Here is a 14,139-nt window from a genome sequence, read left to right on the forward strand (position 1 = left end):
ATGACCGGCACTATCGCCGCGCCATGAACCCCACCCTGTATCGATCGGAGATCACCATGCCCAAAGGCCAGCGCAGCAGCAAGGAAGCCAAGAAACCGAAGAAGGACACCTCGCCGCCCAAGCCGATGTCGTCCGACCCGGTGCGTCCCACGGTCACGACGGTCGTGCCGGATCGCTCGAAGAAGAAGGCGTGACCGGCTCGGACGCTGCGGGTGCCGCCGGGACGGCCTCGGCCCGCAGCGCCTGCAGCAGCCGCTGACCGGCCCGCCCGTTGACCTCGTGTCCGAGGCGGGCCTGCTCGGCGCGCACCGCGGCCTTGCTGCGGTCGCCGAGCACGCCGTCGATCTCGCCGATGCCGTGACCACGGGCTGACAGCAAGGCCTGCACCTCGCGCCGCTCGGCGCGCGACAGGCCGGCGTCGTCGGTCGGCCAGGGTGTCGAGAATGGCCTGCCGCCGCGCAGCCGGTCCGACAGGTGCGCGATCGCCAGTCCGTAGCTCTCGGCGGCGTTGTAGCTGTAGAGCGCATCGAAGTTGCGCGTCACGAGGAAGGCTGGGCCGGCGGTGCCCGCCAGCGTCATCAGCCCGGCGGGTTCCGCGCCGGCCGGCAAGGGGCTGCCATCCGCGAGCCGCAGCCCTGCGGTGGCCCAGGCGCTCAGCGGCTGCCGGTTCTTGCGGCCCTGTCCTGCAGCGGAAAATCCCGCTGGCAGCTGCACCTCCCAGCCCCACGCCCGGTCGCCCTGCCAGCCGGCCTTGGCCAGAAAGTGGGCGGTCGAGGCCAGGGCGTCCGGCACGCTGTCCATCAGGTCGCGGCGGCCGTCGCCGTCGAAATCCACGGCCAGCCGCTCGAAGGTGCTCGGCATGAACTGCGTGTGCCCGAAGGCGCCGGCCCATGAGCCGACCAGCCGCTCCGGCGCGATGTGTCCGGCCTGCAGGATGCGCAGCGCGGCGAACAGCTCGCCGCGGAAATAGCCCTGCCGCCGCCCGATGCACGACAGCGTGCCCAGCGCCTGCACCAGCGGGTACTGGCCGAAGGACTGCCCGAAGTTGCTCTCCACCCCCCACACGGCCACCACGGTCGCCGGATCGACGCCGTAGCGCTGCTGCACTTGCGCGAGCACGTCGGCGTGCTGCGCAAGCAGGGCGCGCCCTTGTTCGACCCGCTCGACGTCCACCAGTCCGGCGAGGTAGTCCCAGATCGGTGTCTGGAACTCGGGCTGGAAATTCAGCTTGTCGATCACGGTCAGGTCGGCCACCAGCCCCTGGGTGTGGCGCTCGAAGGTGTCGCTGCGCACGCCCGCAGCCAGTGCGGCGGGTTTCAGGTCCGCCAGGCAGCGGGGGAACTCGTCCGTCTGGGCGAAGGCGGTCGAACCGGCCAGGGCGAAGGCCGCAATGGTCAGGCAGGTGGGCAAGGTCATGGGGGGGTGTCTTCCAGTTCGATGTCGCAGTCGCAGCCGACACCGGCCGCGATCATCCGCCGCGCGCCGCGTTGCAGCAAGCCGCCCAGCGGTCGCCAGCCGGCCGGCAGCACGTCGCGCCGTCCGACCAGCACGCCGCAGAGGTAGCGCGCCTGTGGGTCGTCCCACACCAGCGCGACACAGGCGCCGCTGCGCCGGCCGCTCAGCACCATGCCGATGGGGCAGGGCTCGCTCAGGCAGCACACGCCGCAGCCGTTGCAGGGTGCGCCCCAGGCCGGCTTGGGCGGAGCGTCTGCGTGGATGGCGATGACACGCGGGGCTGCGGCCATGGTGGTCGTGTCAACGCGCATGGAAGGACTCGTCGGGCGTGCGCAGGTTCGGCGCAGGACGCAAGGCATCACTCGGCACTGGCGCCCCGTTGCCGGGGCCGGCCTCCACCACCTGCTGGTGCAGCCACCGCTGCGCCGGATCGATGTCATGCCGCCGGTGCCACACCATCTGCAACTGCAGCGGCGGCAGCTGCACCGGCAGCGGCCGGCAGACCAGGTCTTCCGCTGCACCGGTGACCGCCAGGAAGGCGCGTGGCATCACGGTCAGCAGGTCCGTCCGCGCGACCACCCGTCCTGCTGTGAAGTACTGGTTCACCGCCAGCACCACCCGCCGCTGCCTCCCCAGCCCGGCCAGCGCTTCGTCGACCTGCCCGTGCGCCCGCCCGGAGAAGCTGACCAGCAGGTGCTCGGCGGCGCAGTAGTCCTCCAGCGTCAGCTCGACCGCCTCCAGCGGATGCCCGCGCCGCATCACGCAGACGTGTTCGCTCTCGTCGATCCGCTGGTGGCGCAGCGGTGCGTTGGCGCCGAGCGTGACCTGCCGCGACACCAGCTCCGGAAAGTGCCCGATCGCCAGATCCGCCTCGCCGCGGTCGAGCAGCGGGGTCGGGTCGCGTGTGATCAGCGGCAGCACGCGCAAATCGGCCAGCGCACGCTGTTCCTGCAGGCGCTGCACCAGCGGCGGCAGCAGCAGCGCCGAGGCCGCGTCCGCCATCGCCAGCGCGAAGGTGCGCGGCTGGTGGACCGGGTCGTAGTCGGTTGGCTCGAAGACGTGGCGCAACTGCGCCAGCGCCGTGCGCACCTCGGGCCAGAGCGCGTCAGCCCGTGCGGTCGGCACCACGCCGAACGCCGCGCGGGTGAACAGCGCCTCGCCCACCGCCTCGCGCAGGCGCCGCAGCGCGTTGCTCACCGCGGGCTGCGTCATGGCCAGGCGATCGGCCGCACGGGTGAGGTTGCGTTCGGCCATCACGGTGTCGAACACGCGCAGCAGGTTGAGGTCGAGGGTGCGGAAGTTCATCCGTGCATGATGCCGCAGAAATCGCTTGACATTCATCATTCGAATATCAAGGATTCACAAAAAGACCTAACGGCATATCTAGGGTTTACCCCATACTTCGGTTCACCAAGGGTTAACCCTAAGGAGTCTGAAATGTCGATGGTTCTCGTTCCCTCTGTCCGTACCCCCGCCGCCCGTTCGTTCGCGGTGTTCCTCGTCGATGCCGTGGCCCATGCCTGGCACCACCTCGTGGCCCGTGTGGCTGAATCCGGCAAGGCCTATGAGCCGCGCACGCCCGAAGAGCTGATCGAATGGGCCAACAGCTACGAGGCGACCCAGCCTTCGTATGCGGCCGATCTGCGCGCCGCGGCGCTGCACGCCCAGGAAATCGCTGGCGGCGCCAAGTACAACTGATCCGCAGATCCACCAGGCGCAAAAAAGCCGGGCCTGCGTGCCCGGCTTGTCCTGAATCCAGGGATCAGCAGCGTTCGAAGATCGCCGCGATGCCCTGACCGCCACCGATGCACATCGTGGCCAGCGCGTAGCGGCCGTTGATGCGCTGCAGTTCGTACAGCGCCTTGGTCGTGATGATCGCGCCGGTGCCGCCGATGGGGTGGCCCAGCGAGATGCCCGAGCCGTTCGGGTTGACCTTGGCCGGGTCGAGGTCGAGTTCCTTCGACACGGCGCAGGCCTGGGCGGCAAAGGCTTCGTTGGCTTCGATCACGTCCATGTCGCCGATCGACAGGCCAGCGCGCTTCAGCGCGATGCGGGTCGACGGCACCGGGCCGATGCCCATGATGGTGGGATCGACGCCGGCGTGCGCGTAGGTCACCAGACGCGCGATCGGCTTCAGGCCGTGGGCCTTGACCGCTTCGCCGCTGGCCAGCACGACGGCACCAGCGCCGTCATTGATGCCCGAGGCATTGCCGGCGGTGACCATGCCGTCCTTCTTGAACGCGGGCCGCATCTTGGCCAGGCTCTCCATCGTGGTGTCGGCCTTGACGTGTTCGTCGATCAGGAACGGGACCATCCCCTTGCGGGTCTTGATCTCGATCGGCACGATCTGGCTCGTGAAACGGCCTTCGGCGATGGCCTGCGCAGCGCGGCGGTGGCTCTCGACCGTCAGCGCGTCCATCATCTGGCGCGTGATGCCGAACTTCTCGGCCACGTTCTCGGCCGTCAGGCCCATGTGGATCTTGTGGAAGGGGTCGTGCAGCGCGCCGACCATCAGGTCGATCACCTGCGTGTCGCCCATGCGCGCGCCCCAGCGGTTGGTCGGCAGCAGGTAGGCGCCGCGGCTCATGTTCTCGGCACCCGCACCGATCGCCACTTCGCAGTCGCCGAGCAGGATCGCCTGCGCCGACGAGATGATGGCCTGCAGACCCGAGCCGCACAGGCGGTTCACGTTGAAGGCGGGCGTTTCCTGCGAGCAGCCGGCGTTCACGGCGGCCACGCGGCTCAGGTAGCAGTCGCGCGGCTCGGTGGTGACGACCGTGCCCATCGCCAGGTGGCCGACGGCGTCGGCCGGCACGCCGCTGCGCTCCAGCGCGGCCTTGACGATGGTGGTGGCCAGATCGACCAGGGGCGTGTCCTTGAGGGTGCCGCCGTAGGTGCCGATGGCCGAACGGGCTGCGCTGACGATGAATACTTCGCGGGTCATGGTGTCTTCCTCCAGGGGTGGATCGGGGGTCGGATTCGAGCGCAAACGGTACTCCGCCTGCAATACAGCTTGCTGACGAATCTCAAGGTCGCTGATCGGGGCCGGAGGGGTCGTCGGCGGACGCCTCCGTGTCATAGCGCCGGCGCAGCCGCTCCAGCCCTTCGCGGTAGGCCTGCGCGTCGCCGTACTCGAAGAAACGCGGGTAGCGGTCGTGGGTGGCGACCATGCGCCGGGCGTGCTTGATCGGGCACCAGTACTGCTCGGTGCGTGCCGCAGCCTCGCGCAGGTAGGCCGCCACGCCGTTGCCGTAGGAGCAGTAGAAGCAGTTGAACTTCTCGATCGCGTTCAGGTAGGGCAGGTCGGTGCGGTCGAAGACGATGTAGTCGCTGCGGCGTACCTTGGGGATGCCGTAGACCGGAAAGCAGATCGCCTGGTAGACGGTGACGAACAGGTCCATCACCGCGAAGGCGATGAAGCCCGCGTAGATCACCGGCGCCGTCAGCACCGCGGCCAGGCTGCTCTGTGCCAGGAAGCGCCACAGGCCGACCTTGTTCTGCCGCTGCAGGTGCAGCACCTCCTGCGCGAACTGGACGCGGCGGTTCTCGATCACGAACTCGATCTCGCCGCGCCGGCGCGTGAGTTCGGCTTCCAGCTCTGCTTCGAGGTGGTGCATGCGGGCGAGCAGATCGTCGAGGTGGGTGTTCATGGGCGGATCTTCTTACACTGGCGGATCCGCGTGGCCTGGTGGTCGCGCCTGTCGGTTCCCCGAGACGATGAAGAACAACAGTTACTGGACAACAAGATGAAGTCGGCCCTGTTCGTGGATTTCGACAATGTGTATTCGGGTCTGCGCAAGCTCGACCCGATGATCGCCGAGCGTTTCGGCCGCCAGCCGCTGGAGTGGGTGCAGTGGCTCATCAAGGACCTGGCGCTGCCGGACGGCGCGCCCGCGAACGCGCAGCGCCGGCTGCTGGTGCGGCGCGTCTACCTGAACCCGCAGGTCTACCAGCGCTTCCGGCCCTCGTTCAACCATGGCGGTTTCGAGATCGTCGACTGCCCGGCGATGACCAGCGAGGGCAAGACCAGCACCGACATCCACATGGTGCTCGACATGGTCGACCTGCTGCAGCACCAGGTGCACTGCGACGAGTTCATCGTCTTTTCCGCCGATGCCGACTTCACCCCCGTGCTGCGCAAGCTGCGCCGCTGGGACCGGCGCACGACGGTGCTGGCCGTGGGTTTCCCCTCGGCCGCCTACCGCGCCTCGGCCGACCTGCTGATCGACACCGACCTGTTCGTGCGCGATGCGCTGGACATGGGTGTGCGCGAGTTCGACGAGCCGCCGCTGCCGGTGATCTCGCCGCCGGACGTGCCGTCGGTGCCGACACCGTTCACGCCTGCCCCCGCGCCTGCCCCTGCCGTGCTGTCGTTGCCGACTGCGGACGCGCTGGTCGAGCGCATCCGCACCGAGGTGGACCGGGCCGACCTGCCGGTGCCGTGTGCCCGGCTGGCGTCGCGTCTGATGCACGAATACCCCGGGCTTTCCCCGGATTGGCTGGGGCAGGGGGGCTTCCGCCGCTTCCTGGAGTCGCTGGCCCTGGCGCCGCTGGTGCTGGACTGGGGCGCTTCGGGCGGACACCTCTATGACCCGGTGCGCCATGTGCTGCGTGCGCCGTCGCCCGCCCGGAGCGGCTTGGATGCGATGGACTGGGGGATCGATCCGGCCCTGCTGGCGCTGATCCGCCAGGTGCACGACACCACCGGCGTGCCGCTGCTGTCGCCGCGCGATTTCCGGGCGCTGTTCGACGCGGTGGCGGCCGATGTCGCCGCGCAGCCCTTCCAGCTCAACGACACCGGCAAGCGCGTGCGCGACCAGCTGCGCGAGACGGGCCACGACATCAGCCGCGAGTCGGTCAACTGGGTGCTGCGCGGCCTGCTGCTGTGCGGCCACGAGTTCGGCAAGGGCGAGGACGATGTGCCGACGCTGTCCTACCGGCTGGTGGGCAACCTGATCAACCTGTGCCGGCGCGAGCAGCTCGTGATGGAAGAAAGCGCTCCGGCACAGTTGCAGCGCTGGCTCACCGGCCGCACCGTGGAGGTGTGAGGACATGGGCGCTCTGATGCCTGCGGCTGCACGCGCAGCGACCCTGGTGGTGCTGGCCGGTGTGCTGGGCGGCTGCGGCACGCTGCGTGCGGTTTCCAGCCTCGAGGACGGCGCTGGCACCGAGGCCGTGCACGTGTGGAGTCGCTGGGCGGACAGCGGCGGCGACATCGCCGTGGCGGCCACCTGGGAGCGCCGCGCCGCGCCGGGCGTGACCGTCGAGCAGATCGAGCAGGCCTTCGCCAGCGTCGCCGCGGAGTACAACCTGCGCGCGGTCGGCGAGCTGCCGCTGTCGAAGGAGCTGGAGGCCCGCACGGGTCAGCCGCAGCCCTTCCTCAAGGTCTACAGCTACTGCAACCCGTCGACGGCCCGCCGCATGCTCGACTTCTCGCCGGCGATGGCCGCCTTCCTGCCCTGCCGTGTCACGGTGATGGAGCGCGAGGGCGCGCTGTGGCTCTACACGCTCGACATGGACATGATGACCCGCATGGGGCGCCGCATGCCACCCGAGCTGAAGGCCGAGACGGGCCGGGTGCGGGACGCCATCCGGGCCCTGATCGACCGTGGCGCAACCGGCGAATTCTGACCATGCGGCTCAAGCTCAAGGTCATGCTGTTGGCGATGATTCCGCTCGTCGCGTCGGGCGGGCTGGTCCTGGTGGCCCAGTACCAGCAGGAGCAGCTGCTCGCCCAGCGGCAGGAGGCGCTGGTGCGCAGTGCCTACATTGAGGCGGCGCGGGCCGATCTGCGCCACCTCACCGCGCTCGCGCTGTCCACACTCAGCCCGCTCTACAACACCGGCCGCGACGACGACGAGATCAAGGCCCAGGCCATGCGCCAGCTCGCCGCGCTCGACTACGGCAGCGACGGCTACTTCTTCCTCTACGACTTCGACGGCGTCAACCTGATGCACCCGCGCCAGCCGGGACTCGTCGGGCGCAACCTGCTCAAGCTCAAGGACGAACACGGCGGCTACCCGATCCTGGCGATGCGCGACCTGGCCCGCACCGGCGGCGGCTTCGTCGACTACAGCTGGAACAAGCCCTCGACCCAGGACCTGGCGCCCAAGATCGCCTACGTCACGCCACTGCCGCGCTGGAACTGGTGGTTCGGCACGGGGGTCTACGTCGACGACATCGACCGCGTGGTCGCCGATCTGAACCTCGCGCTGGCCGCGAGCACGGCGTCCACCATGCGCTGGATCGGCCTGATCATGGGTGGCGGACTGCTGCTGATCTTCGGCGGCGGGCTGTGGCTGAGCCTGCACGAGCTGCGCATGGCCGACGCCAAGCTGACCCTGATGGCGCGCCAGGTGGTGGGTTCGCAGGAAGCCGAGCGTGCCCACCTCTCGCGTGAACTGCACGACGGTACCAGCCAGACGCTGGTGTCGATCAAGCTGCTCACCGAGGCGGCGATGGACCGCCTGCCGCCCGAGGAGACGGTGACCCGCGCTGCACTCGGCCGGGCGGTCGACCGGCTGGCCGATGCGCTGACGGAGGTGCGCGGCATGTCGCACCGGCTGCGTCCGGTCATGCTCGACACGCTGGGTCTGAGCGCGGCGCTGGGGCAGCTCGCCGACGAGATGTGGGCGCTCTCCGGCACGCAGTTCACGATGGCGGTCAACGGCGAGACGTTCGATCTGCCGGACGACATCAAGACGGTGCTGTTCCGTGTCACGCAGGAGGCACTGACCAACATCCAGAAGCATGCCCAGGCGACCCAGGTGACGCTGGAGTTGGTGTTTTCCACGGGCGGTGTGCTGCTGCGCGTGCAGGACAATGGCACCGGCTTCGACACCGAGGCGGTGCTGCGCCACCCCAGTCGCGGCATCGGCCTGCGCAACATGCGCGAACGCCTGGCATCGATCGACGGCCAGCTGGTCGTGCAATCCCGACCAGGAACGACCGTCGTGCTGGCCGAGGTGTCCGATGCCGCGATCCGGCGCTTCGCCAGCGCCTAGCCTGCCACTCCACGGTCTCCCGACTGCGCTGCCGCCATGTCCCCTGCCCGCATTCGACTGATGATCGTCGACGACCACGCCGTCGTGCGCGATGGGCTGAAAGCCGTGTTCAGCCTGGTCGACGACCTGGAGGTCGTGGCCGAGGCGGGCAACGGCGCCGAAGCGCTCGAACGCGCCCGCAGCCACCACCCCGACGTCGTGCTGATGGACATCGGCATGAAGGGCGAGAACGGCATCGAACTCGCCGCGCGCCTGATCGACGAGAACCCGGAGCGCGCCGTGCTGATGCTGACGATGCACGATGGCGTCGAGCACGCCCAGCGCGCGCTCAAGGCCGGCGCCCGTGGCTACGTGCTCAAGGATTCGCGCTCGGCCGAGATCGTCGGTGCGATCCGCACGGTGCATGGTGGCGGCACCTACCTGAGTCCGTCGGTGGCGCAGGCGCTGTTCCGCGCACCGCAGGCCCGCCCGATGCTCTCCGACCGCGAGCAGCAGATCCTGAGCTTCCTCGGCCAGGGCCACCCGAGCAAGGTCATCGCCAGCGCGCTCGACCTGAGCGTGCGCACCGTCGAGTCGCACCGCCAGAGCATCCGCCGCAAGCTCAATCTGGCGGGGCAGGCGGAGCTGATCAAGTACGCGGTGGAGCACGCGGGGCGGGGCGGTTGATCCCCGGGAGGGTTTGTGCTGATCGGGTTTACGTTTGCGTAAAGCCGCTAGACCGGCCTGCGTAGTCAGACGGTAGCGACACACAGGGGCGACGCCCACACTCCAGCGCTGGATTCCACCTCGAACCACCGCCCGGAGACTGCCCCATGAACCCCGCTGCCAAGACCTTCCGTGTCGCCTTCACCACCCTGGCCCTGGCCAGCGCGCTGTCCCTGGCCCATGCGGCCGAGCCGATCAAGATCGGCGTGTCCGGCCCGTTCACGGGGGGGTCGTCGTCGATGGGCGTGAGCATGCGCGACGGGGTGCGTCTGGCGACGGACGAGATCAACAAGGCCGGCGGGGTGCTGGGCCGCCAGCTGCAGCTCGTCGAGCGTGACGACGAAGCCAAGAACGAGCGCGGCGTGCAGATCGCCCAGGAAATGATCAGCAAGGAGAAGGTCGCCGCCACGGTGGGCTACATCAACACCGGCGTGGCGCTGGCCTCGCAGCGCTTCTACCAGGAAGCCAAGATCCCGGTGATGAACAACGTCGCCACCGGCTCGCTGATCACCCACCAGTTCGACGACCAGTCCGAGAACTACATCTTCCGCAACGCCGCGCACGACAGCATCCAGGCGCCGATGATCGTGGAAGAGGCCATCGTGCGCCGTGGTTTCAAGAAGGTCGCCATCCTGGCCGACTCGACCAACTACGGCCAGCTCGGCCGCTCCGACCTGGAGAAGGCGCTCGAACTCAAGGGCATCAAGGCGGTGGCGGTGGAGAAGTTCAACATCAAGGATGTGGACATGACGCCCCAGCTGCTCAAGGCCAAGGAGGCCGGCGCCGAGGCCGTCCTGACCTACGCCATCGGCCCCGAGCTGGCGCAGATCGCCAACGGCATGACCAAGCTGGGCTGGAAGGTGCCGATGGTCGGCTCGTGGACGCTGTCGATGGCCAACTTCATCGACAACGCCGGCCCCGGCGGCGAGGGCGCGCGCATGCCGCAGACCTTCATCCAGGAGCCGACCACGCCCAAGCGCCAGTCCTTCATCATCAGCTACCTGAAGACCTTCAACCCGAAGAACGCCCGCATCGACTCGCCGGTGTCGGCCGCGCAGGGCTATGACTCGGTCTACCTGCTGGCTGCCGCGATCAAGCAGGCCGGCTCCACCGACGGCCCGAAGATCAAGGCCGCGCTGGAAGACCTGAAGTCGCCGGTCGACGGCGTGGTGACGACCTACAGCAAGCCCTTCACCGCCAAGGACCACGAGGCCATCACCGCCAACATCCCGGTGTTCGGCGAGGTCAAGGGCCAGCGCGTGGTCTACGCCTACGACGGTGACTTCAAGAAGGCCTCGGAAGTGCGCGTCAAGGACGTGAACGCCAAGGGCGCGCTGACCGTCAAGAAGTAAGCCCGCCGCCCGCACCCGTCGAGACACTGCCATGCAGATCTTCACCCAACTCGTGTTCAGCGGCATCGCGCTGGGCATGATCTACGCCGTCATCGCCTTCGGCTACCAGCTCACCTTCGCCACCTCCGACACGCTGAACTTCGGCCAGGGCGACGCCCTGATGCTGGGGGCGCTGGTCGGGCTGTCGCTGGTCGGCTGGGGCGTCAACTACTGGCTGATGATCCCGCTGGTGTGCCTGTTCGGCGTGGTGCAGGGGGCCGTGGTCGAACGCATCGGCGTGCGGCCCGCCATCAAGATGAAGAGCGAGTTCGGCTGGATCATGTCCACCATCGCGCTGGGCATCATCTTCAAGAACGTGGCCGAGAACGTCTGGGGCCGCGACGACCTGAAGTTCCCGTCGCCGCTGCCGGAAGCGCCGCTGCACTTCCTCGGCGCCAACGTGCTGCCGATGGAGATCCTGGTGGTGGTGGGCGCGCTGCTGATGATGCTGGCGGTGGAGCTGTTCAACCGCCGCTCGATCTACGGCAAGGCGGTCGTTGCCACCTTCAACGACCGCGACGCCGCCAAGCTCATGGGCATCAACACGGGGCTGGTGATCACGTTCTCGTACGCGCTGTCGTCGCTGACCGCCGCGTTCGCCGGCGTGCTGATCGCGCCGCTGACGCTGACCGGCGCCACGATGGGTTCGGTGCTCGGTCTCAAGGCCTTCGCGGTCGCCATCATCGGCGGCCTGACCAGCGGCATGGGCATCGTCGTCGGTGGCGTCATCCTCGGCGTGGCCGAGACGACCACCGGCTTCTATCTCTCCACCGGCTACAAGGATGTGCCCGGTCTGGTGCTGCTGCTGATCGTGCTGGCCGTCAAGCCGGCGGGTCTGTTCGGCAAGTCGGCGATCAAGAAGGTCTGAACCCATGAAGCCCCAACAACTCATCGCCGCGGCGGTCGCGGTGGCGGCGCTGGTCGCCTTCCCGGTCGCGGTCGGCAACCCGTACTACATCCACCTGGTCGAGACCATCATGATCTACGCGATCGTGCTGTTCGGCCTGGACATCGTCGTCGGCTACACCGGCCAGGTGTCGCTGGGCCACGCCGGCCTGTTCGGCATCGGCGCCTACACGGCCGGCGTGCTGGTGATGAAGCTCGGCGCGTCGCTGTGGCTCACGCTGCCCGCGGCGATCGCGCTGACCGCCGGCTTCGGCGCGCTGCTGGCGCTGCCGGCGCTGCGGGTCAGCGGGCCGTACTTGGCGATGGTGACGCTGGCCTTCGGCACCATCATCCAGATCCTCATCAACGAGATGACCTTCCTCACCGAAGGCCCGATGGGCATCACGCTGACCAAGCCCAGCCTGTTCGGCCACCGACTGGACGAGACCGAGTACTTCTGGGTCGTGACGGCGATGCTGCTGGCGTCGCTGGTCTTCGTGCACCGCGTGCTGCGCTCGCACCTGGGCCGCGCATTCGAGGCGCTGCGTGGCAGCCCGGTCGCGTCGGACTGCATGGGCGTGTCGGTCTACAAGTACAAGGTCTACGCCTTCGTCATCAGCGCCGGTCTGGCCGGTCTGGCGGGCGCGCTGTATGCGTACTCCGAGCAGTACATCTCGCCGAACACCTACAACTTCGAGCAGACCGTGCTGTTCCTGCTGGCCGTGATCATGGGCGGCCGCAAGACCCGCACCGGCGCGCTGCTGGGCGCCACCATCATCGTGCTGCTGCCCAAGCTGCTCGATGACCTGGGCCTGTTCCGCATCGTCTCGGTGCTGCTGGCGGTGGTCGTGGCGGTGGCGGTCGGGGTGGCGTACAAGCGTGGCAAGTTCACGCTGAAGGACGCGGCGATCCCGGTGGTCGGCAGCGTGGCGCTGGCCGGGCTGTCGTTCCAGCTGCAGACCATGACCGACTGGCGCCTGTCGGTGTTCGGCCTGATCACGCTGTTCGTCGTGTACTACCTGCAGGACGGCATCGTCGGCTTCGTGCGCAATGCGCTGAACCTGCGCGGCCACGGCGCCACCGACGCCGACGAGGCCGCGCAGATGGCGCCGAACGGCGACGCGCTCAGCCAGGCCGCCGGCCGTGGCGATGGCGGCACGCTGCTCGAAGCCAAGGGCATCCTGATGCAGTTCGGCGGCCTGAAGGCGCTGAACAACGTCGACCTGACGATCCGCCGCGGCACCATCCACGGCCTGATCGGCCCGAACGGCTCGGGCAAGAGCACGATGATGAACGTGCTCACCGGCATCTACGTGCCGACCGCCGGCAGCGTGCACTTCGCCGGCACCGCGCAGGTGGGCCGCACCTCGTCGGACATCGCGCTGTCGGGCATTGCACGCACGTTCCAGAACGTGCAGCTCTTCGGCGAGATGACCGCGCTGCAGAACGTGATGGTCGGCCTGCACCACACCTTCCACAGCACGCTGCCCGAGGTGGCGCTGCACCTGCCGCGCTACCTGCGCGAGAACCACGACGCCAGCGCCCGGGCGACCGGCCTGCTGCGCTTCGTCGGCCTGTCCGATCTGGCCGGCGAGGAGGCGCGCAACCTGCCCTACGGCAAGCAGCGCCTGCTGGAAATCGCCCGCGCGCTGGCACTGGACCCGCAGCTGCTGCTGCTCGACGAGCCGGCCGCCGGCCTGACCGCGCCCGACATCAAGGAGCTGCTGGCGATCATCCAGAAGATCCGCGAGCACGGCGTGACCGTGATCCTGATCGAGCACCACATGGACGTGGTGATGAGCCTGTGCGACACCGTCTCGGTGCTCGACTTCGGCCAGAAGATCGCCGAGGGCGTGCCCGCAGCGGTGCAGGCCGATGAAAAGGTCATCGAAGCCTACCTCGGTGGCCAGGCGGCCTGATCGGCATCCAGAGGACTCCACCATGTTGACCATCCAGAACCTCAGCGCCGGCTACGGCAAGGTCCAGGTGCTGCACGGCATCTCCATCGACGTCCCCCGGGGCAAGGTGGTGACGCTGATCGGCTCCAACGGCGCCGGCAAGACCACGACGATGCGCGCCATCAGCGGCATGATCGCGCCCACGGGCGGCGAGATCCATCTCAACGGCGCGCGCATCGACGGCAAGGAGCCGTTCCACATCGCCCGCCTCGGGCTGGCCCATTCGCCCGAAGGCCGGCGCGTCTTCGCGACGATGACGGTGTCGGACAACCTGCTGCTCGGCGCCTTCCCGCGCATGACCGGCGCCCGGCCGCGCGGTGACGTGGCCAAGGACCTGGAGCGGGCGATGGAGCTGTTTCCTCGCCTGAAGGAGCGCCGCCAGCAGCTCGCCGGCACGCTCTCCGGCGGCGAGCAGCAGATGCTGGCCATGGCCCGCGCGGTGATGCTGAACCCGGACGTGGTCTTGCTCGACGAGCCGTCGATGGGCCTGGCGCCGATCCTGGTCGAGGAGGTGTTCCGCATCATCGCCCGCCTGAAGAGCGAGGGCGTGACGATGCTGCTGGTCGAGCAGTTCGCCGCGGCGGCGCTGGCGGTGGCCGACTACGGCTACGTGCTGGAGAACGGCCGCATCAACGTCCACGGCCCGGCGGAGAAGCTGCGCAACGACCCGGCTGTCAAGGCGGCTTATCTGGGTGGCGGTCACTGACGACAGGCTGACAGAATGGGGCATGACCACGCCCC

15 protein-coding genes are annotated in these 14,139 nt (G+C 68.6%); 10 read left to right on the top strand and 5 right to left on the bottom strand.

Translation table 11 applies throughout. From position 1 onward, the window contains the following. Positions 1–23 precede the first annotated feature (23 nt). A complete protein-coding gene (locus AB3X43_RS07030; protein ID WP_369429160.1) occupies positions 24–194 on the top strand; it encodes a hypothetical protein in 171 nt (56 codons plus the stop codon). Here the strand turns inward: AB3X43_RS07030 and AB3X43_RS07035 are convergent. Genes AB3X43_RS07035 through AB3X43_RS07045 form a run of 3 tightly spaced genes read right to left on the bottom strand, consistent with a single transcriptional unit; the run spans position 154 to position 2,760 of the window. Next, positions 154–1,416: a lytic murein transglycosylase gene (locus AB3X43_RS07035; RefSeq protein WP_369429146.1), complete on the bottom strand. Its 1,263-nt coding sequence runs from the start codon at positions 1,414–1,416 to the stop codon at positions 154–156. The two genes, AB3X43_RS07030 and AB3X43_RS07035, sit on opposite strands and share 41 nt — an antisense overlap. Further along, on the bottom strand, positions 1,413–1,766 hold the full coding sequence (locus tag AB3X43_RS07040) for a hypothetical protein (protein WP_369429147.1): 354 nt from the start codon (positions 1,764–1,766) through the stop codon (positions 1,413–1,415). Before AB3X43_RS07040 ends, AB3X43_RS07035 begins: the two co-directional genes overlap by 4 nt. Beyond that, positions 1,756–2,760 (bottom strand): LysR family transcriptional regulator, encoded by a 1,005-nt coding sequence (locus AB3X43_RS07045; protein ID WP_369429148.1) that lies wholly within the window; start codon positions 2,758–2,760, stop codon positions 1,756–1,758. The genes AB3X43_RS07040 and AB3X43_RS07045 overlap by 11 nt, the downstream gene beginning before the upstream one ends. 132 nt (positions 2,761–2,892) lie before the next feature. Between AB3X43_RS07045 and AB3X43_RS07050 the strand changes: the two genes are divergently transcribed. Beyond that, positions 2,893–3,153: a hypothetical protein gene (locus AB3X43_RS07050; RefSeq protein ID WP_369429149.1), complete on the top strand. Its 261-nt coding sequence runs from the start codon at positions 2,893–2,895 to the stop codon at positions 3,151–3,153. Positions 3,154–3,217: 64 nt separating this feature from the next. Here AB3X43_RS07050 and AB3X43_RS07055 read toward each other — a convergent pair whose 3' ends face one another. Beyond that, positions 3,218–4,399: an acetyl-CoA C-acyltransferase family protein gene (locus AB3X43_RS07055; RefSeq protein WP_369429150.1), complete on the bottom strand. Its 1,182-nt coding sequence runs from the start codon at positions 4,397–4,399 to the stop codon at positions 3,218–3,220. Between the two features lie 82 nt (positions 4,400–4,481). Beyond that, positions 4,482–5,105, bottom strand: coding sequence for a hypothetical protein (locus AB3X43_RS07060; protein ID WP_369429151.1), 624 nt, complete (start codon positions 5,103–5,105; stop codon positions 4,482–4,484). Positions 5,106–5,201: 96 nt separating this feature from the next. On the opposite strand from AB3X43_RS07060, the gene AB3X43_RS07065 reads away from it, so the two are divergent. The 8 genes from AB3X43_RS07065 (at position 5,202) to AB3X43_RS07100 (ending at position 14,104) form a co-directional block, all read left to right on the top strand. Beyond that, positions 5,202–6,503, top strand: a complete 1,302-nt coding sequence (locus AB3X43_RS07065; RefSeq protein WP_369429152.1) for an NYN domain-containing protein — start codon at positions 5,202–5,204, stop codon at positions 6,501–6,503. A gap of 4 nt (positions 6,504–6,507) precedes the next feature. Continuing rightward, on the top strand, positions 6,508–7,086 hold the full coding sequence (locus tag AB3X43_RS07070) for a DUF302 domain-containing protein (protein WP_369429153.1): 579 nt from the start codon (positions 6,508–6,510) through the stop codon (positions 7,084–7,086). 2 nt (positions 7,087–7,088) lie between these two features. After that, positions 7,089–8,459: a cache domain-containing protein gene (locus AB3X43_RS07075; protein WP_369429154.1), complete on the top strand. Its 1,371-nt coding sequence runs from the start codon at positions 7,089–7,091 to the stop codon at positions 8,457–8,459. A gap of 36 nt (positions 8,460–8,495) precedes the next feature. Continuing rightward, on the top strand, positions 8,496–9,125 hold the full coding sequence (locus AB3X43_RS07080) for a response regulator transcription factor (RefSeq protein ID WP_369429155.1): 630 nt from the start codon (positions 8,496–8,498) through the stop codon (positions 9,123–9,125). Positions 9,126–9,271: 146 nt separating this feature from the next. Next, positions 9,272–10,516: an ABC transporter substrate-binding protein gene (locus tag AB3X43_RS07085; protein WP_369429156.1), complete on the top strand. Its 1,245-nt coding sequence runs from the start codon at positions 9,272–9,274 to the stop codon at positions 10,514–10,516. Positions 10,517–10,547: 31 nt separating this feature from the next. Continuing rightward, positions 10,548–11,423 (top strand): branched-chain amino acid ABC transporter permease, encoded by an 876-nt coding sequence (locus AB3X43_RS07090; protein ID WP_338416246.1) that lies wholly within the window; start codon positions 10,548–10,550, stop codon positions 11,421–11,423. 4 nt (positions 11,424–11,427) lie between these two features. Further along, positions 11,428–13,359, top strand: a complete 1,932-nt coding sequence (locus AB3X43_RS07095; RefSeq protein WP_369429157.1) for a branched-chain amino acid ABC transporter ATP-binding protein/permease — start codon at positions 11,428–11,430, stop codon at positions 13,357–13,359. Between the two features lie 22 nt (positions 13,360–13,381). Then, positions 13,382–14,104 carry an ABC transporter ATP-binding protein gene (locus AB3X43_RS07100; protein WP_369429158.1) on the top strand — a complete coding sequence of 241 codons (723 nt, stop codon included), beginning with the start codon at positions 13,382–13,384 and terminating at the stop codon, positions 14,102–14,104. Positions 14,105–14,139 lie beyond the last annotated feature (35 nt).

It is taken from the genome of Sphaerotilus sp., from assembly GCF_041083715.1.
Taxonomy (GTDB): Bacteria; Pseudomonadota; Gammaproteobacteria; order Burkholderiales; family Burkholderiaceae_C; genus Sphaerotilus.